Source organism: Gemmatimonadaceae bacterium, from assembly GCA_035606695.1.
Lineage (GTDB): Bacteria > Gemmatimonadota > Gemmatimonadetes > Gemmatimonadales > Gemmatimonadaceae > JAQBQB01.
Window position 1 is genome coordinate 21,530 of sequence record DATNEW010000022.1, and the last position, 19,532, is coordinate 41,061.

The 19,532-nt window shown below is 67.1% G+C and carries 17 protein-coding genes; 13 read left to right on the forward strand and 4 right to left on the reverse strand.

Annotation, left to right across the window (positions count from 1 at the left end):
* The first annotated feature begins 39 nt into the window (after window positions 1-39).
* The 13 genes from VN706_09500 (at window position 40) to VN706_09560 (ending at window position 16,471) form a co-directional block, all read left to right on the forward strand.
* Window positions 40-948: a hypothetical protein gene (locus tag VN706_09500; protein HXT15853.1), complete on the forward strand. Its 909-nt coding sequence runs from the start codon at window positions 40-42 to the stop codon at window positions 946-948.
* Window positions 945-1,937 (forward strand): VWA domain-containing protein, encoded by a 993-nt coding sequence (locus VN706_09505; GenBank protein HXT15854.1) that lies wholly within the window; start codon window positions 945-947, stop codon window positions 1,935-1,937. The genes VN706_09500 and VN706_09505 overlap by 4 nt, the downstream gene beginning before the upstream one ends.
* Window positions 1,934-3,640: a VWA domain-containing protein gene (locus VN706_09510; protein HXT15855.1), complete on the forward strand. Its 1,707-nt coding sequence runs from the start codon at window positions 1,934-1,936 to the stop codon at window positions 3,638-3,640. The genes VN706_09505 and VN706_09510 overlap by 4 nt, the downstream gene beginning before the upstream one ends.
* Complete coding sequence (locus tag VN706_09515; GenBank protein ID HXT15856.1) at window positions 3,637-6,030, forward strand: BatD family protein; 2,394 nt, start codon at window positions 3,637-3,639, stop codon at window positions 6,028-6,030. Before VN706_09510 ends, VN706_09515 begins: the two co-directional genes overlap by 4 nt.
* Window positions 6,031-6,062: 32 nt before the next feature.
* Complete coding sequence (gene mutL / locus VN706_09520; GenBank protein ID HXT15857.1) at window positions 6,063-7,841, forward strand: DNA mismatch repair endonuclease MutL; 1,779 nt, start codon at window positions 6,063-6,065, stop codon at window positions 7,839-7,841.
* Between the two features lie 19 nt (window positions 7,842-7,860).
* Window positions 7,861-8,754: a tRNA (adenosine(37)-N6)-dimethylallyltransferase MiaA gene (miaA, locus tag VN706_09525; GenBank protein ID HXT15858.1), complete on the forward strand. Its 894-nt coding sequence runs from the start codon at window positions 7,861-7,863 to the stop codon at window positions 8,752-8,754.
* On the forward strand, window positions 8,751-9,932 hold the full coding sequence (gene bshA, locus VN706_09530; protein HXT15859.1) for an N-acetyl-alpha-D-glucosaminyl L-malate synthase BshA: 1,182 nt from the start codon (window positions 8,751-8,753) through the stop codon (window positions 9,930-9,932). The genes miaA and bshA overlap by 4 nt, the downstream gene beginning before the upstream one ends.
* Window positions 9,929-10,759: an undecaprenyl-diphosphate phosphatase gene (locus VN706_09535; protein HXT15860.1), complete on the forward strand. Its 831-nt coding sequence runs from the start codon at window positions 9,929-9,931 to the stop codon at window positions 10,757-10,759. The genes bshA and VN706_09535 overlap by 4 nt, the downstream gene beginning before the upstream one ends.
* A gap of 20 nt (window positions 10,760-10,779) precedes the next feature.
* Entirely contained in the window at window positions 10,780-11,508 is a 729-nt protein-coding gene (locus VN706_09540; GenBank protein ID HXT15861.1) for a biotin--[acetyl-CoA-carboxylase] ligase, read from the forward strand.
* Window positions 11,505-12,287: a type III pantothenate kinase gene (locus tag VN706_09545; GenBank protein HXT15862.1), complete on the forward strand. Its 783-nt coding sequence runs from the start codon at window positions 11,505-11,507 to the stop codon at window positions 12,285-12,287. The genes VN706_09540 and VN706_09545 overlap by 4 nt, the downstream gene beginning before the upstream one ends.
* 212 nt (window positions 12,288-12,499) lie before the next feature.
* Window positions 12,500-12,784: a co-chaperone GroES gene (locus VN706_09550; protein ID HXT15863.1), complete on the forward strand. Its 285-nt coding sequence runs from the start codon at window positions 12,500-12,502 to the stop codon at window positions 12,782-12,784.
* A gap of 51 nt (window positions 12,785-12,835) precedes the next feature.
* The gene (groL, locus tag VN706_09555; GenBank protein HXT15864.1) at window positions 12,836-14,470 is read left to right on the forward strand and encodes a chaperonin GroEL; all 1,635 of its coding nucleotides are present in this window, start codon (window positions 12,836-12,838) and stop codon (window positions 14,468-14,470) included.
* 81 nt (window positions 14,471-14,551) lie between these two features.
* Complete coding sequence (locus tag VN706_09560; protein HXT15865.1) at window positions 14,552-16,471, forward strand: Xaa-Pro dipeptidyl-peptidase; 1,920 nt, start codon at window positions 14,552-14,554, stop codon at window positions 16,469-16,471.
* 12 nt (window positions 16,472-16,483) lie between these two features.
* Here VN706_09560 and VN706_09565 read toward each other — a convergent pair whose 3' ends face one another.
* From VN706_09565 to VN706_09580, 4 genes are read right to left on the reverse strand one after another with little or no spacing between them, the layout of a single operon-like run.
* Window positions 16,484-16,699, reverse strand: a complete 216-nt coding sequence (locus VN706_09565; GenBank protein HXT15866.1) for a hypothetical protein — start codon at window positions 16,697-16,699, stop codon at window positions 16,484-16,486.
* Window positions 16,696-17,217, reverse strand: a complete 522-nt coding sequence (locus VN706_09570) for an ABC transporter permease (protein HXT15867.1) — start codon at window positions 17,215-17,217, stop codon at window positions 16,696-16,698. The genes VN706_09565 and VN706_09570 overlap by 4 nt, the downstream gene beginning before the upstream one ends.
* Complete coding sequence (locus VN706_09575) at window positions 17,214-17,345, reverse strand: hypothetical protein (protein HXT15868.1); 132 nt, start codon at window positions 17,343-17,345, stop codon at window positions 17,214-17,216. The genes VN706_09570 and VN706_09575 overlap by 4 nt, the downstream gene beginning before the upstream one ends.
* A gap of 23 nt (window positions 17,346-17,368) precedes the next feature.
* Window positions 17,369-19,507, reverse strand: coding sequence for a right-handed parallel beta-helix repeat-containing protein (locus tag VN706_09580; protein HXT15869.1), 2,139 nt, complete (start codon window positions 19,505-19,507; stop codon window positions 17,369-17,371).
* Window positions 19,508-19,532 lie beyond the last annotated feature (25 nt).

The window sequence follows — 19,532 nt, forward strand, 5'->3', positions numbered from 1 at the left end:
GCTGCGCTCCTCGGGATGACAATCGCTGCGCTCCTCGGGATGACAATCGCTGCGCATACAGCCCGAGCCCAGACCATTCAGGTGAAAGCCGGCGTCACCGTCGCGCCCGACTCCGTGCGCATCGGCGATCCGTTCCGCATCACCGTCGGCATTCGCGCGCCGCGCGGCGCGACGATCGACTTCCCGCGCATGACGGATTCGACGTCGACCGTGCAGTCGCTCGATCCCGTGGCCGTGCGCACGACCGGCGACACGACCGCGATCGAGCAATACGCCGACTATCGCGTCGCCGCGTGGGACATCGGATCGCAGCCGATCAAGCTCGACGACGCCATCGTGCACTTGAACGGCGTCGAGCGCCGCATTCCACTCGGCGGATATTCCGTATTCGTGCGCAGTCTCCTGCCGAAAGACAGCGCGCAGCGCGTAGCGAAGCCGCCTCGCGAATTGTTCGAGTCGAACATGTTTCCATGGTGGCTGTGGGCATTGATCGCGGCAGCGATCATTGGCATCGGCACGATCGTCTGGTGGTGGATCAAGCGGCGGCGGCGTCCCAAGCCCGTCGTGATCGTCGATCCGTACGCGCGCGCGGTGGCCGAGTTCGAGCGCATCGATGCGTTGGGGCTGCTCGATGCCGGTGAGCGCGGACGCCATGTGACGCTCGTCGTCGAAGTGCTCCGCGACTATCTCTCGGCGCGCTATGCCGTGGCGACGTTGTCGCTCACGAGCACGGAGTTACAGCGCACCGCGCGCGAGCTGCCGCACGTGCCGCAGGATCGGTTGACGCGGCTGCTCACCGAAGCGGATCTGATCAAGTTCGCGCGGCGTCCCGTGAGCTCGGAGCGAGCGCGCGAGATTGGACGTGAGGCGCGCGCGATCGTCGAGCACGAGCATCAGGCGTCGCAGCCGCCGGCGGCGACGGCATCGCCTCAGGAACGCGCCGCATGATTTCCCTTGGCTCCGTGCAATTCGCGACGCCCTGGGCGCTGCTGTTGTTGCTTGCGCTGCCGATCTGGTGGATCGTGCGCCGGCGCCGCCGTCCGGCGGCGATTGTGTTCTCGCGGGTCGCCGTTCTCGCCGCGGGCCCGCGTGCCGGTCGCGCGACGACGCTGATGTTGTTCATTCTGCGCAACCTGCTTTTGGCTTCGACCATCGTCGCATTGTCGCGTCCGCGGGCGGGCGCGCATGCTGAGGACGTGACGAGTGAGGGCATCAACATCGCGCTCGCGATCGACCTCTCGAGCTCAATGCTCGCGCAGGATTTCCAGCCGCAGAATCGGCTGGAAGTCGCGAAGGACGTCGTGAAACGATTCATCGCGGCGCGCACCAGCGATCGCATCGGCGTCGTGGCGTTCGCGTCCGAGGCGTTGACGCAGGTGCCGTTGACGACGGACTATCCGGTCGTCAACGCGGCGGTCGACAATCTCGCGGCGGGGCAGCTCGAGGACGGCACGGCGATCGGCACCGCGATCGCGACGGCAGCGAACCGATTGCGCGATGCGCCCGGCCGTTCCCGCGTCATGATTCTGCTCACCGACGGCGAGAACAATCGCGGGTCGATCGATCCACGCACCGCGGCGAAGGCGGCGGCCGTGTTCGGCATCAAGATCTACACGGTCGGTGTCGGAACCGAAGGCATGGCGCCGGTTCCGGTCGGCCGCGGACTCTTTGGCTTGCGTTACGAAAATCGGCTCGTGCGGATCGACGAGCCGCTGCTCGCCGACATCGCGAAGACGACAGGCGGCCGCTACTTCCGGGCGCGCGACGCCGCGGCGCTCGATCGCATCTATCAGGAGATCAATCAGCTCGAGCGCGAGCCGGTGCGCACGCGCTCGTACGTGCGCTACACGGAGCTGTTCCGCTGGCCGCTCTTTTTCGCGGCGCTGGCGCTCGTGACCGAGCTGTTGCTCGCGGCGCGTCGAGGACCGCTGCCATGAACGTCTCGTTCGCCGGCGTGGTCTTCGACTATCCGTATCTGCTGCCGCTCGTGCTGCTGCTGCCGCTGCTCGCGTTCTTCGTGTTGCGGCACTCGTATCGGCAGCGCAAGCGCCGGCTCGAACGGCTTGGCAATTTCGACGTGATCGCGCGGCTCATTCCCGCGAATACGCTCACGCCGCCGGGCTGGCGCATGGCGCGGCTCTGCGGCGCCAGCGCGCTGGTTGGACTCGCCGTCGCCGGCCCGCGATGGGGGGAGGAGCGCGACGTCGTGCGCTCGCGCGGCATCGACATGGTGTTGGCGCTCGACGCGTCGCTCTCGATGATGGCACAGGACGAGCGGCCCAGCCGCCTGGAAAAGATGAAGGAAGAAGTACGGCGTTTGCGCGCGCTCTCACCGGGGGATCGCGTCGCGGTGCTTGCGTTCGCTGGGCGCAGTTACGTGCTCTCGCCGTTCACCATCGACGCCGGCGCACTGGATCTTTTTCTGGACAACCTGGATCCTTCGGTGGTGGGGCAGGCGGGCAGCTCGCTCGCGCGCACCATTCGGCAGGGTGTCGACCTGGCGACGGTCAGCACGGGTGGCTCCGACAAGGCGTTGGTCGTCATGAGTGATGGCGAGGCGTTCGAGCCGCTCGATGACATCGTTACCGAATCCAAGCGGGCAGGCTCGCAGGGCATCAGCGTCGTCACCGTCGGTTTCGGCACCACGCAGGGCACGACCATTCCAATCAAGAATCCCGACGGCACCATCGGAACGAAGAAGGATGAGAATGGAAACACGGTGATCACGAATTATCATCCAGAAATTCTCAAGGCCGCGGCGGATGCCGCGAACGGCACCTTCATTCCGGCCGAGGCCACCGACAAGGCCGCACGCGTGAAGTCAGCGCTTGCCACGCTGCGTACGCAGGCGCGTGCGTCGGCGGGCGGCGAGACCAAGACGCCTCGGTATCAGTGGTTCCTGTTCCCCGCGCTCGTGCTCCTGTTGCTCGACACCGCGCTGATGGAGCGCCGCGGTCGTCGTCGCCGGCGCGCTGCGTCAGCCGAAGCCGCTGTCGCCGCGACGCTGTTGTTCGCCTTCTCGCTCAACGGCTGCGCGGGATTGTCGCGCAATCAGGCCGCCGTCACCGCCTATCATCGCGGTCAGTTCAGCAACGCCGCCTCGCTCTTCCGCGACGCGATCACCGCCGGCGACAAGTCGACGCAGACGATGTACAACTTCGGCACGTCGCTCGTCGCCGCCGACTCCACGCAGAGTGCCGCCGAGGTGCTCGGCCGACTCTCCGATGACAAGGACGAGGAGCTCCGCTTCCGCGCGCTGTTCAATCTCGGGCTCGCGCATCTCAAGCCGGGACTGGCGGCGCAGGCGGGGCAGGATAACGGCGAGCTCGATTCGACGCTCGCCGTCTACAAGAAAGCCATTCTGATGCGCCCGAACGATCTCGACGCCAAGTGGAATTACGAGCTCGCGCTCAGGAAGAAGCAGAGCGGTGGTGGCGGCGGTGGAGGAGGAGGTGGCGGGGGAGGTGGCGGCCAGTCGAACAAGTCGCCGCAAGGCCAGGCGCCGCAGCCGCAGGGTGGTCTCGGACAGCAGCAGGCGGATCAGCTCCTCGGCAGCGCGGCGCGTGAAGAGCGCGACGTGCAGGCGAAGAAGCAGAAACAAAACCGGCAAGAGCCGCCGCCGGGAGGAAAGGACTGGTGATCGGCGCGCTGGCGCTGTTCGCGCAGCTCGCGATCGTCGCGCACGCGCCGGACAGCGCCGCCGCGTGCGAGGCAATCGAGGTCAGTGTCGCGGTGCGGGCTCCTGGCCGCGTCGCGCCGCAGCTCGTCTCGCCGTCGTTCTATCCGTTCGACGTGCTCCGGTCGTCCGCCGTGCCGCACGTGACGTACGATCAGAATTCTGTGATTGCCGAATATCGGTATGTGTTGACGACGGATCGCATCGGAACGTTCTCGATCGCGCCGTTCGAAGCACGGCTGAACGGTGCGAGCACGCGCTCGCGCCTCGTGCAGATCTCGGTGCGGAGCGGTGCCCGGGCGAACGTACCGACGGTCGTTGCCCGCGCGCGCATCGACACGAGCCTCGACGTCAATTATCGAGCGCTCACGGTGCCCGAGACCGTCTATGTCGGACAGCAGGCGAACTACGAAGTCGCGGTGTTTCTGAATCAAACGGTGCGCGACCGGCTGCGCCGCAACCCCACGTTCTTTCCGCCCGACATGCAGTCGATGCTCGCCTACGATCTGCCGGCGCGTGGTGAGAGTGCGCACCGGACCGGCGGATCGCACTGCTTCGACGCGCTCGTGTATCAGCGCGCGCTGTTCCCGCTCATGCCGGGCCGCTTCGCGATCCCACCGGCGCAACTCGTCTACTCGCTGCCGTTGTCGGCCAGCTTCTTCAGCCGCGAGGAGACGCACGAGCTGCAAACGGACAGCACGATCATCGTCGCCGTCGAGCCGCCGCTGAGCGGCCGGCCCGCCGACTACGGCGGCGCGGTCGGCAATCTGCGCCTCGCGGCCAAAGTCGATACGTCAACGTCGCGCGTCGGCGATCCGGTCGTGCTGACGGTCAGCGTGTCGGGTACGGGAAACGTGAAGCTCTTTCCGCGACCGAACGTCGGCTTGGGCTGGGCGACGCTCGTCAAAGGCGACGAACGCGTCGACGTGGACACCACCGCGCGCAAGATCGCCGGTTCCAAGGAATTCGATTGGGTGCTGACGCCAAAGATCGCGGGTGAGCTCGACGTCCCGCCGATTCGCTACAGCTACTTCAATCCCGAAACCCGGCGATACGAAGTCGCGGCCACGAGCACGACGCACATGCATGTGGCGCCCGGCGCGCTCGCGTCGGCCGATACAGCGCGTACAGAGAATCTGCTGTCGCTGCGCACGCGATACCGCGGCGTCGCGGGCTCGCCGTTGCACGAGCATCCGGTCTTCTGGGCCGTGCTCGCGCTGTTGCCCGTTCCCGCGCTGACGCTCCGTTCCCGCGATCGTCGCCGGCGCGCGATACCGATGTCGGCGTCAGCGACGGCGCGACTCGCCACGCTCGCGCGCGAAAGCAATGCGGCGCGCGATCCCTGCGAGGTGCGGCGGACGTTCACGCTCGCCCTTGCGGATCGACTCGGGCTGCAACCCGAAAGCTTCACGCGCGCCGGCGGGTTGGCGCGCGCGCTTCGCCGGCGCGGTGTCTCGACCGACGTCGCGCTCGATGCCGAACGTTTTCTGCGCGAGCTCGACGAAGCGGCATTCTCGTCGTCGGGCACGCTTGCGCCCGACGCGGCGGATCGCGCGAGCCGGATCTATCGCACGGTGGATGAGGAAGCATTGCCTCGCACGCAGATCGCCGCGCCGGTATTCGGGATCATCGTCGCGATTGCCTTGAGCACCGCCGCCGCCGTGCACGCGTTCGACGGCGTGAATGCTCGCCGCCTCTTCGACGCCGGCGTCAGCGAGTACCAGCAGCACAATTTCGTCGCGGCGCGCGAGTCGTTCATCGCCGCCGCCCGTGCGGAGCCGCGAGCGCCGGACGCGTGGGCGAACGTCGGCACGGCGTCGTGGGCGGTGGCCGACACCGCGCGCAGCGTTGGCGCATGGCAGCGCGCGCTGCGACTCGAGCCGTTGGCCGCCGACCTTCGCGAGCGCGTCGAGCTGGTGCACGCGCTCCCGTGGACGTCCGCCGGGTATGTTCCACCACTGCCGCCCGCATGGGTGTTCGACGTCGCGGCGCTCCTCTGGTGTCTCGCATGGGGCGCGGCGGCCGTGCGTGCGGCGCGCGGTCAAATCGTCGGCGCACGTGAAACGGTAACGCTCGCCGTGATCGCGGTGCTCGTCGCGATCGGCGGATTCGCGCTGCAAGAGAAGATGTCCGGCCGCCACGTCGCGGTCATTCGACACACCGCGTCGTTGAGCAGCGACCCCGAGCTCGGCGGGGATCGCGGCGCAACGGCCATCATCGGCGAAGTGGTGCGTGTCGCCGGCCGACAGGGCGCGTGGACGCGCGTGGTGCTCGACGACGGCCGCGACGGCTGGCTGGAGAACCCATCGCTGATCTCCCTCGACGCCGTCGACACGTCGGCACTCGCCAATTGACCGAGCGCGCGCCGCACCGGTAGCTTTGCGCGGTGTCCGCCGCGCCGCAGTCTCCGCCAGCTTCGCCGAACTCGCGCATCGCCGTTCTGCCGAGTGCCGTCGCCGATCAAATCGCGGCGGGCGAGGTGGTGGAACGTCCGGCGTCCGTCGTGAAGGAGCTCGTCGAGAACGCGCTCGACGCGGGCGCGCACGCCGTCGATCTCGCGATCGAAGATGGCGGCCGACAGACCATTCGCGTGAGCGACGACGGCAGCGGCATGTCGCGCGAAGACGCGGTGCTCTCGATCGAGCGTCACGCCACGTCGAAGATTCGGAGCGCGCACGATCTCGTCGGCGTGCGGAGCTTCGGGTTCCGCGGCGAAGCGCTTGCCGCGATTTCGTCGGTATCGCAGCTCGAGCTGGAAACCGCGACCGATGACGGCGCGGGTACGCTCGTGCGTGTCGAGGGCGGACATGTGCGCGAAGTGACCGACGCCGCACGCCGGCGCGGAACGACCGTCCGCGTCGCGCGGCTGTTCTACAACGCGCCGGCGCGCCAGAAATTCCTGCGCGGCGCGCGCTCGGAGTGGCGCGCGATTCTCGACGTCGTCGGCACGATGGCGCTCGCTCGGCGCGACGTGCGTCTCGATGTTTCGCACGACGGCAAGCCGATGCTCAATCTCCCGGCCGCCGCCTCGCTGCGCGATCGACTGGCCGCGATTCACGGCGGCAGCGTCGCCGGACGATTGCTCGGCGTCGACGAGGTGAGCGGGACGACGCACGTGGCGGGACTCGTCGAGCGACCGGCCGACGTCGGCACGGCGACGCGGCGGATCTTTCTCTCGGTGAACGGCCGCGCGGTGCGCGACATCGGTATCGTGCGCGCCGCGGAAGCCGCGTATCGCTCGACGATTCCAGGCGGCGTGCGTCCGACTCTGTTTCTCGAAGTCGTCGTCGCGGCAGACATGGTGGACGTGAACGTGCATCCCGCGAAAGCTGAAGTACGATTCCGCGATCGCTGGCAGGTCGAGCAGACCGTCGAACGCGCGGTGCGCCGCGCACTCGGCACCTTCGACGCGGGGGCGACGTTCGGTCGGAGCGTGTGGCCCGCCGCCCTCGCCGGCACCGCCCCGGCTCCCGCGGAACCGGTCGACGTCGAGTCGCTCCAGCCGACGACGACGACGAGCGACGGATTGTTCGCCGCGTCTGATTCCGCGTCGGCGTCCGCGGCCGCGCTGCCTGAAGCGTCGCGCCCTGTCTCCGACATTCCTCCGCTCATTCAGCTGCAGCGGACCTATCTGATGTTCGAGCACGAACACGGTGTCGTGCTCATCGATCAGCATTCCGCGCACGAACGCGTGCTGTTCGAGCAGTTCATGAGAACACTCGAATGTGGCGAGCAGCCGTCGCAGCGATTGCTCTTTCCGATGACGCTGCACCTGGGGCCCGCTGAGAGCGAAGCGTTCGAGACACATCGCGAGCTCTTCGAGCGGTTGGGGTTCGAGATCGAGGGCTTTGGCGGGCACACGCTCATCGTGCGGGCCGTGCCGATGCCGCATCCACGCTTCGATCCCGAACGCTGTCTGCGCGAAACGCTCGCGACGCTCACCGGCGATCGCGAGACGGGAGCGCATGCGCGCCATGAACGACTCGCCGCGACGGTCGCGTGCAAGGCGGCGATCAAGGCGGGCGACTCGCTGTCGCCGGGAGAGATGCGCGCGCTGTTCGTCGCGCTGCGCGATACGACGCTTCCCGCGCACGACGTGCATGGCCGCGCGACGATCGTGCAACTCACGTGGGACGAGATTGAGCGACGCTTCGGCCGCAAATAACTCGACCGACCGCGGTGACGTGCTCGTCATTTGCGGACCGACGGCGGCGGGGAAGACCGCGATCGCGCTCCGGCTCGCCGAGGAGACGCCGTCGCTCGTCGTGAGCGCCGATTCGCGCCAGGTATATCGCGGCTTCGACGTCGGCACCGCGAAGCCGACGCGCGAAGAGCTCGCCGGTGTCCCGCACCGCGGCATCGACGTCGCCAACCCAACCTCGCGCTACACGGCCGCACTCTGGGCACAGCGCGCGGACGCATGGATCGCCGAGGCGATCGCGGAGGGACGGCGGCCAATCGTCGTCGGCGGTACGGGACTCTACGTGCGCGCGTTGTTCGAGGGCTTGTTCGAGGAGCCACCGCTCGACGTCGAACGCCGCCGCCGGCTCGAGGCAATCATCGGCGCGTTGCCTGTCGACGAACTGCGCCGTTGGGCGATGCAACTCGATCCCGGCCGCGCGCATCTCGGACGCACGCAACTGCTGCGGTCGATCGAGATCGCGCTCCTCACCGGACGCCGGCTGAGCGAATTGCATCGCGAGCGGCCGCGGTCGACCCGTTGGCGCCCGCGCTATCTTGTGGTGGATCCCGGCCCCGCGCTCGCCGACCGAATTGGTGCGCGCATCGACGAGATGCTCGATCACGGCTGGCCAGACGAGGTGCGGCGCTTGATGCAGACGATTCCGGCGGACGCGCCGGCCTGGAACGCGACCGGATACGACGTCGTGCGACGGTTGGTGCGCGGCGAGCTGACTCGCGACGCGGCGCGCAATCAGATCCTGATCGATACGCGACAGTACGCCAAGCGGCAGCGCACGTGGTTTCGGCATCAGCTGCCCGAAGGCTCGGTCACGCGCGTGAACCCGCTCACCGACGGTTGGCGCGCGATCGTGCGCGAGTGGAGCCGCCCCAAGTGAAGATCGGCATCACGTGCTATCCCACGTACGGCGGTTCAGGCGCGCTCGCGACCGAGCTGGGCATCGCGCTCGCCCGGCGCGGACACGAGATTCACTTCATCACCTACGCGCAGCCGTTCCGGCTGCCGGCATTCTCGCCGCGCATCTACTTCCACGAAGTGGACGTCGGACGCTATCCGCTGTTCGAGTATCCACCCTACGACCTCGCGCTCGCGGTGCGCATGCACGAGGTGGTGCTCGATCACGGGCTCGACCTGTTGCATTGCCACTATGCCATTCCGCACGCCACGAGCGCGTGGATCGCGAAGGAAATGCTGCGGACGGCGCGGCCGGACATTCGCGTCGTCACGACGCTGCACGGCACGGACATCACGATCGTCGGCCAGGATCCGTCGTTTCGGCCGATTACAAAATTCTCAATAGAAAAGTCTGATGGCCTGACCGCGGTGTCGCGCTATCTGCAGACCGAGACGCTCACCACGTTCGGGTGCACGGCCTGCCGCATCGAGGTCATTCCCAACTTCGTCGATCCCGAGATCTACGACCGCACGCGCTATACCTCGATCCTCGACGAACAGGTCTCGTCCGAGACGCGCGTGCTCATGCACGTCTCGAACTTCCGCCCCGTCAAGCGCGTGCGCGACGTCGTGAAGATCTTTCACCGCGTCCAGGAACAACTGCCCGCGGTGCTCCTCATGGTCGGCGACGGCCCCGACCGCGTGGACGCCGAAGCCGAAGCCCGCGAGCTCGGCGTCCACGAAAAAGTCTTCTTCCTCGGCAAGATCGACGCGGTCGCGCCGCTCCTTGCCGGCGCCGATCTGTTCCTGCTGCCGTCGAAGAGCGAGTCGTTCGGCTTGAGCGCGCTCGAAGCGCTGGCGTCCGGCGTGCCGGTCATCGGCTCGAATACCGGCGGGCTGCCCGAAGTCGTGAAGCAGAATGAGACCGGCGTGTTGTGCGAGGTCGGCGACGTCGAAGGGATGGCGGCCGCCGCGATCGACATCCTGCGCGACGAGCCGCGCTGGCGCGCCATGAGCTACGCCGGCGCCGCCGACGCGCGCGCACGGTTTTCGCTCGACGCGATCGTCGCCGAATACGAAGCCTTCTACGAACACGCCTTGTCTCTGCCGTCGCTCACGCAACGCGCCGGCAGCCCCGACCCCCGACCCACGCCGACGTGACGATCCCGCCGCCGCACCTCCTGCAAGCCATTCCCGCCGCGCCCGCCGTTGCCGCGACCACGCTGTCGATCGGGCAATCGATCATGCTCGGCATCGTCGAAGGGATCACCGAATTCCTGCCGGTCTCGTCCACCGCGCATCTCATTCTCGCGACCAACGCGCTGCGATTGGCCGAGACGGAATTCATGAAGAGCTTTCAGATCATCATTCAGTTCGGCGCCATCCTGTCGGTCGTGATCCTGTACTGGCAGAAGTTCCTGAACATCGAGGTACTGAAGAAGCTCGTCGTGGCCTTCATCCCGACGGGCATCATTGGATTGACGGTTTATAAAATCCTCAAGCAATATCTTCTGGGAAACATTCACGTCATCCTGACGTCGCTGCTCGTGGGCGGCATCATCCTCATCATCTTCGAGCGCTTCAGCAAGCGCGAAGAGACGGACGTGGATTTCTCCGAGATCACGTATGGCCGTGCGCTGCTGATCGGTCTCTTCCAGGCGATCGCGATCGTGCCCGGCGTCTCGCGCTCCGCCGCGACGATCGTCGGCGGCATGGTGCTGGGCATCAGCAAGCGCACGATCGTCGAGTTCTCGTTCATGCTCGCCGTGCCCACCATGCTTGCCGCCAGCGGCCTCGAGCTCCTCAAGAACCATTCGGCCGTCTCCGAGAACATTCCCGCGCTCGCGGTGGGGTTCATTATCAGTTTCCTCATGGCCATCGTCGCGATCAAGTCGTTCCTGGCCTACCTGAAGAAGCGGGATTTCCGCGCGTTCGGCTGGTATCGCGTCGTGCTGGCGATCGTGTACTTCTTCGTGTTCGTGCGGTAAACACCGGTGAAGCGTCGCCGTTGACCGACTCACCATCGCCGATCTTTCTTCCCGAAGTCACGTCCACGCTCGACGTCGCGCACGACCTCGCGGCGAAGGGCGCGGCGCCTGGTACGCTGATCGTTGCCGACAGGCAAACCGCCGGGCGGGGGCGCATGGGGCGAAGCTGGCGCTCCGAACCGGGCGCCGGCATCTGGTTGACGCTCATCGAGCGTCCGTGCGATGCGTCGGCGCTCGAGGTACTGTCGTTGCGCGTGGGACTCGCGCTCGCGCCCGCGCTCGATGCATTCGCCGAGTCGAGTGTTCGGCTCAAATGGCCGAACGATCTCTACGTGGCCGATCGCAAGCTTGCCGGAATTCTCATCGAAGCCCGGTGGCGGGACGCCAAGCCGGAGTGGATCGCGATCGGCGTCGGCATCAACCTGCGTCCGCCGGCGAGCGAACCCCGGGCCGGCGGTCTGCGCGACGGTGTCACGCGCGACGATGTCCTCGCGCGCATCGTCGCGCCGCTCCGTGCGGCCGCGGCGTGCACAGGTCGGCTCAGCGACGATGAACTCTCGGCGTTCGCCGCGCGCGATCTGGCGCGCGATCGCCGGTGCGTCGAGCCCGTGGCCGGCGTGGTGCGTGGCATCGACGCGAGCGGAGCGCTCGTGGTCGACGTAGCTTTGTCGGAGACCGGACCGGCGCAGGTCACGACGGTGCGCGCCGGATCGCTCGTGCTCGCGGAAGCCGTGAAGGAGAACTCGTGATCCTGGTTTTCGACGTCGGCAATACGGAGTTGACGATCGGCCTGTTCAGCGAGGCCGATCTGCGCGGGCATTGGCGCATCATGACCGACGTCGCGCGCACGCCCGACGAATTCGGCATTCTGCTGCGGTCGCTGCTCGCGGCCAGCGAGTTCACGCCGGACATGGTCGACGGCGTCGCGATTGGGTCCGTCGTGCCGCGCGTGACGGGCTCGTTGGCCGAGTCGTGCCGCCAATACTTCGGCGTCGGCGAGCCGCTGATCATCGACGCGCGCGCGAAGCTGCCGATCACGCTCGACGTCGACGAGCCGATGACCGTCGGCGCCGACCGGTTGATCAACACGCTCGCCGCGAGCCGGATCTTTGCGTGCGATGCGATCGTCGTGGACATGGGCACCGCGATGACCTTCGACTGCATTACCGCGGAGGGGGTTTTCCTGGGCGGCGTGATCGCGCCGGGCGTGATGACGGCGTCGGAGACGCTGACGCGCCGGACGTCGAAGCTGCCGGCGACGGAGCTCGAGATTCCGTCGCGCGTGATCGGCCGTCGTACCGAGGAATGCATTCGCGCGGGCGTGATGTTCGGCGCCGCGGAGGCGATCGACGGCATCGTCCGCCGCATTCGGGCCGAGTGGCCTCGTCTGTCGGAACCGATGGTGATCGCGACGGGCGGGTTCGCGGAGACGATGGCGAAGCTGTGCACGTCCTTCGATCGGGTCGAGCCGTATCTGACGCTGCAGGGGCTTCAGATCGCGCACACGCTGCTGAGGGGCTCAGACTGATCCGTCGCGGCTGTGGTTATCGTAAGTAACATTATGATAAATACTTACGCAGACACGGTCACGACTGGCGGAGGCCTTGACGGTCGCCCCGGACCCGCGTAGAATTCGATTCTGTTAGCACTCCCCGCTGGTGAGTGCTAACCATTCGTTCTCATCGATTTTCACCGCAGCGATAGACAGGAGGCGCATTCCGTATGGCCACCAAGACCGGTGTGAAGGTGCAACCGCTGGCCGACCGCGTCGTCGTCCGGGCCCTCGAGGAAGCCGAGACGATGCGTGGCGGCTTGTACATCCCCGACACGGCGAAAGAGAAGCCGCAGCAGGGCGAGATCGTCGCCGTCGGCCCCGGCCGCTTCGAGAAGGACAAGCGCGTCCCGATGGACGTCAAGGTCGGGGACAAGGTGCTCTATGGGAAGTACAGCGGCACCGAGGTCACCGTGGACGGCGAGCAGCTGCTCATCCTCCGCGAGTCGGACGTCCTGGCGGTCCTCGCCTAGGCCCTCGATTTTAGATCTCTAATATTCAACAACTAACATCAAGGTTCTCATATGGCTGCCAAGGAACTCCATTTCAACGTCGATGCGCGCGCGGCGCTCAAGCGCGGTGTCGACCAGCTCGCGGAAGCGGTCAAGGTCACCCTCGGCCCCAAGGGCCGGAACGTCGTCATCGACAAGAAGTTCGGCGCGCCGACCGTCACCAAGGACGGCGTCACCGTCGCCAAGGAGATCGAGCTCACCGATCCGCTCGAGAACATGGGCGCGCAGATGGTGAAGGAAGTCGCCACCAAGACGTCGGATAACGCCGGCGACGGCACCACCACCGCGACCGTGCTCGCCCAGGCGATCTTCCGCGAAGGCCTGAAGAACGTCACCGCCGGTGCCAACCCCATGGCGATCAAGCGCGGCATCGACAAGGCGGTGCAGGCGATCGTCGACGAGCTCAAGAAGATTTCCGTCCCGACCTCGGGCAAGAAGGAGATCGCGCAGGTCGGCACCATCTCGGCCAACAACGACGCCGAGATCGGCAACCTCATCGCGGAAGCGATGGAGAAGGTCGGCAAGGACGGCGTGATCACGGTGGAAGAGGCCCGCGGCCTCGAGACCGATCTCGACACCGTCGAGGGCATGCAGTTCGATCGCGGCTACGTCTCGCCCTACTTCGTCACCGATCCCGAGAAGATGGAAGCGGTGCTCGAGGATGCGGTCATCCTCATCCACGACAAGAAGGTCTCGTCGATGAAGGACCTGCTCCCGGTGCTCGAGAAGGTGGCGCAGCAGGGTCGCCCGCTGCTCATCATCGCCGAGGATGTCGAGGGTGAGGCGCTCGCGACGCTGGTCGTGAACAAGCTGCGTGGCACGCTCAAGGTCTGCGCCGTGAAGGCGCCGGGCTTCGGCGATCGTCGCAAGGCGATGCTCGAGGACATCGCGAAGCTCACCGGCGGCCAGGTGATCAGCGAGGAAGTCGGATTCAAGCTCGAGAACGCGGTGATCACCGACCTCGGTCGCGCCAAGCGCATCGTCGTCGACAAGGACAACACCACGATCATCGACGGCGCGGGCTCGGAAGACGCGATCCAGGGCCGCATCAAGGAGATCAAGGGCGCGATCGAGAGCTCGACGTCGGATTACGACAAGGAGAAGCTCCAGGAGCGTCTGGCGAAGCTCGCCGGCGGCGTCGCGGTGATCAACGTCGGCGCGGCGACCGAAGCCGAGATGAAGGAGAAGAAGGCGCGCGTGGAAGATGCCTTGCACGCGACGCGTGCGGCCGTGGAAGAGGGCATCGTCCCGGGCGGCGGCGTGGCGCTCATCCGTGCGCAGCGCGCGCTCAAGGGCCTCAAGTTCGACGAGGCCGACGAGCAGATCGGCGTCGACATCATCCGTCGCGCGATCGAGGAGCCCATCCGCATGATCGTGCAGAACGCGGGTGGCGAAGGCTCGATCGTCGTCGAGAAGGTGCGCGGCTCGAAGGATGACGCGTTCGGCTACAACGCGCTCACCGACACGTACGAGAATCTCGTGCAGGCCGGCGTCATCGACCCGACCAAGGTGACGCGGACGGCGCTGCAGAACGCGGCGTCGATCGCGGGACTGCTGCTCACGACGGAAGCGTTGATCGTCGAGAAGAAGGAGAAGGAAGCGCCGCATGCCGGCGGCCCGCCGGGCGGTATGGGCGGGATGTACTAAGCGAGACTCGGGGATCCGAGACTCGAACTGCGAAACGGGCCGCCGATTGGCGGCCCGTTTTGTCTTGTCTCATATTCCCGCATGCTCTCATATCGTCTCGCCCGCCGCACGTGGCTCATTGTGCTGGCGCCGCCGTCGCTCGCCGCCGCGCAGTCCGCGCCCAACGCCACGCCCGTCTTCACCAACGGCATGGCCCAGATCGTCCCCGCGTTCGCCGACTCCACGCAATGGATCCGCCAGGAACTGTGGGTCGAAACGAATTTCGACTCCGACCACGACGGCAAGCCCGATCGCATCCACGTCGACGTCACGCGGCCGCGACAGACTGAGACCGACGGGCTCAAGGTCGCCGTGCTGTACGGCGCGAGTCCGTACTACGCCGGCACGGCGCGCGGGCAGGTGAACTGGGACGTCCATCAGGAGCTCGATCAGCAACCGACGCCGCGCGAGCCCATGGCGAACCCGCCCTACCGCGCCGATCGATCACGAATCTCGAATGCCCTCGTGAATGAGTGGGTGCCGCGCGGCTTCGCGGTCGTCCACTCCGAGCAGCCGGGCACCGGGCGCTCGCAGGGATGTCCCACCGTCGGCGAGATCCCCGAGCGTATGCCGATGAAGTTCGTCGTCGATTGGCTCAACGGCCGCGCGAAGGGCTACACGACCGAGACCGGCAACGACGAAGTCAAAGCCACGTCGTGGTCGACCGGCAAAGTCGGCATGATCGGCACGTCGTACGAAGGAACGCTGCCGTTGGCCGCCGCGACGACAGCGGTGCCGGGGCTCGAGGTCGTCGTCCCCGTGTCGCCCAACACGTCGTACTACCACTACTATCGCTCGAATGGTCTCGTGCGTTCGCCGGGCGGTTATCTCGGCGAAGATGTCGATGTGCTCTACGACTTCATCGCCAGCGGCGACTCGACGAATCGCGCGAACTGCGATCGACTCTACAAGAACGGCATCTTCGCGGGCTCGCACGGCCAAGATCGGGCCACCGGCGACTACAACGATTTTTGGGCGGTCCGCGATCTCTTGCCGTTCGTGAAAAACATCAAGGCGGCGGTGCTGCTCGCGCACGGATTGAACGACTACAACGTCGTGCCCGAGCACAGCGTGCGCATCTACAACGAGATGAAGGCGCGCAAACTCCCGGTCTCCATGTTCCTGCATCAAGGCGGGCATGGCGGCAATCCGCCGGCGGACATGCTGAATCGCTGGTTCAGCCACTATCTCTACGGCGTGAAGAACGGCGTCGAGCACGACGCGCCGATCTGGATCGATACGTCGACTGCCGTGCGGCCCAGAGGGCGCGGTCGCCAGGCGGGACCGCCGCCTCCACCGCCACCGCCGCCGCTGCCATTCGCGTCGTTCCCGGTCCCGGGCTCGGTGCCGCTGGTGCTGCACCCGGCCGCGGGTGGTCGCGCGATCGGCGCGTTGACGACGCGCGCGGCGGCAACCGGAACCGAATCGCTCGTCGACGATGTCGCGTTCAGCGGCGCCGCCGACGCAAGTGCGAACGAGTCGTCGCACCGCCTGCTGTATGCGACGCCCGCGCTGACCGACACCGTGCACATCTCGGGCACGCCGCGCGTCACGCTGCGGATCGCATCGAGCGCGCCGGCGGCGAATCTCAGCGTGTGGCTCGTGATGCTGCCCTACGACTCGAGCCGCGTGGGATCGGAGAGCGCGAGAGGCTTGATCACGCGCGGCTGGGCAGACATCCGCAATTACAAATCTCTAACGAAGGGCGGCAACTACGGGTCGAAGGTTCCGGGTGAGCCGCTCACGCCCGGCAAGTTCTACGATCTGACGTTCGACCTCCAGCCGGACGACGAGATCGTTCCACGCGGCAAACAGCTCGCGGTCATGATCATGTCGAGCGACCGCGAGTTCACGCTATGGCCCAAGGCGGGCACGGAGCTGACACTCGATCTGGCGCACTCGTCGTTCACCATTCCGATCGTCGGCGGAGCTGGAGCGTTGCGCGCGGCGGGATTTCGCTGAGTGTGTCCTGCCTCAATCCGCGCGCAGGGTGCGGGCGGCATCCAGGCGCGTGGTTCGCCACGCCGGGACACCGCTCGCGACGATCGCAACGGCCGCGACCAGCGCGGCGGCGGCCGAACAGGGCACCAACTCCACCGCTCCCAACCCGCTGAACATCGATCGCAGCATCCGGATCGCGAGAAGCGACGCCACGCCGCCGGCCGCCACGCCAATCGCCGTCAGCGTCACCCCGTCGCCGAGCACGAGCCAGACCAGGTGGCGCGGAGCGGCTCGATGCCGCGCACGCTCGCCGCGGGCGCGATCGGCTCGAGCACGCGGACGAGCGCGCTGTCGCGCATCGGCAGGCCGTTCCGCCCCCGCACGACAAGCGTCAAGCGGCCGAGATCAAAGTTCTGGAATACTGGAATGAACATGGTCGGCCCGGGACCCGCGCGCATGCCCGCGAAGCGCAGATCGCCGCCGACGCCGACGACTCGCATCGGCGGCCGCGGCGCGCCCGTCGATCGCGGACGCACGAGATAGCGGCCGATCGGATTCTCCCGCGGCCAGAGCGCGTCGGCGAGACGCTTGGTCACGACCACGACGGGTTCTGAGCGATCGTCGTCGCGCACCTCGATGGCGCGCCCCAACAGAATCGGGATGCGCAACGCATCGAAGAATCCGGGCGACACGTCGTCGAAGAACGCGCGTACCGCGCGTCCATCGCCACGATCGAGCGAGCGGCGCGCCCGGCGGCGGCTCCTCACCGCGACGAAATACCCGAGCCGGTCGCGCCCAATACGCCGGCGGCGATCGAATCGCGGAACGACATCGACGTGCCGTCGTAGAGCGCGAGGCCGTTCAGCGAGCGCGCCGCGCTTACAACTGATGGCACCGGCCGTCGCCGGCCACACCCGGCTACAGCCGCCCCGCAAGCTCGATCAGCATCGCCGCGACGTTCGCCGGGATCTTCTTGCCGGATTGCGCCCGCACTTCGGCGACGAACGCCTGGTACTGGCCGTGTTGCAATTTAGCAATTAATGAATTGGCAATACCGGATTCGGTGACCAGGCGTGCCACGAGTGCCGTGACGCCCGCCGGCGTCACGGTCACCGTGTATGTGACCGCGGCGGTGGCCGGCAGGCCGGCGTTGTTCGTCGCCGCGGCCTGGAGCGTATGCGACCCGACGCCGGCCGCGAATGCGGGACCGGTCGCCGACGGACAGGCCTGCGTCGCGATGCCCGAGGTTGCGTCGCTCGCGGTACATACAATCGCGATGTCCTGATCGACGGTGTAGCTCGTCGGACCATCGAAGGCGATCACCGGTGGCGACGCATCACGCTTGATCGTGACGGAGCTCGAGCCCGTGCCGCCGGCCGACGTGGCCGTACAGCTGATGATCTGTCCCGGCGTGTCCGCCGTGACGCTCGACGCGCCACATCCGGTCCGCGAGGTGATCGCGGATTCCGCGTCCGACACGTTCCATGCGACGCTCACGTCGCTCGTGTACCACCCGTTCGTGCCGAGCGTGCCCGTGAGCGTGGGCGTGATGACGGGCGGTGTGCCATCCGCGATGATGTCGTAACCCATCGTGCCGCTGCTCGCGGCGGGGAACAGCGCGGCGCTGGCCGAACGCGAGAGATCCGGCCCGGTGTAACAGGCGAGAATCGTATGATGTCCGGCGGCCAACGTCTGCGTCGTGACGGACACGGGGGCGGCGGCGATCGCCGCCGAGCCGAGCGTGGCGCCCGGCGCGGCGCAGCTTCCGTCGGCGACGATCGTCATCGTCCCGCCGAAGATCGTGTTGCTGCCCGATCCGTCTGGCAGGGACACCGTCGCGGTGAACGTCACCGTCGCACCGACGCCGGTGCTCGATGCCGGCACCGCTGTCACGGTCGTCATCGTTTGGAACGTGCCCGGTATTTCGGCCGCGCCCGCGTCGCAGGCGTCACCGTGCGGCCGGCCGAACCCGCGTTGATCGCGCGACGCGCCGCAGCCTTCCAGCTCTCCCGCCGGCATGATGTCGATCGCCGGGCTGCCGGGCTGCGGCACGTGCGTCAGCGTGTTGCCGCCGTTATCGGCCAGCGGCCCGAGCTTGGGATCGACGCCGATCCGATTACCGCCCGCATCGGGCAAGCCGCAGCCCGTGCCGCCGATGACGGAAAACTGCTGATGCCCGAGCGGGCTGCCGGCGACCAGGCAATCCGTCCCGGCGTTCCCCGCGACGATCGACTCCTCGAGGTTGAGCGTCGCGGCGTCGCCGACGCTGACGCCTTCGCCGGCGTTGCTCGTGACCGTGACATAAGAGAAGTGTGAAACCCCGCCAGCCACCGAGACCGCCGCCCGGCCGTCGTTGCCGCTGATCGTCACGTTTTGCAGCGTGACGGTCCCGGTGGCCAGGAGCCCGCCCGGCGTTTCGTCGAATCCCACGTGATTGAACGCGATCACGCTTCGCTCGATGTCGGCGTCGCCCTCGAGCCACAAGCCGCCGGCGCCATGATCGCCCGTGTTGTCGCGAATCGTCGAGCCGGAGATCGTCACGCTCGTTCCCGGGTGGCTCATCAAACCGCCGGGGCCGAGCACGCCTTCATTGTTCGCGAGCACGACGTCGCCCAGCGACAGGGACGCGGGAGGGAAGACGTCAATCCCACCCGCGAAGTGATCCGACCCGGCACCGTCGCGAATCGTGAGCCCGGTGATGTTCACGGTGCCGTTCCTGACAACGACGACGCTGCCTTCGTGATTCGCGCTGAGCGCAAGCTTGGCGCTCCCGGGTCCGTTGATCGTCACCGACCGAGTAATGGCGAGCGTGCCTCCCTGATCGATCTGCCCGGGAAGGATGCTTGGGTCGAAGCTGATCGTGGGGCACGCCGCGTCGGCCACCAACTCGCTGAGAGATCCGGCGCCGGCCGCGGCGAGTGTGGTCACGGTGCACGGCGACGCGGCGGCGTCGCGGCGCGCGGCGGGGTGCATCCCCGTCCGAGTGGGGGCGTTGAGGTCCGTACACGCAACGGCGAACAGTGCGAGGGCGAGCGCCGTGGGTCGGGTGTAGCGCATTCGAGATCTCCGTGTAATGAAGGCG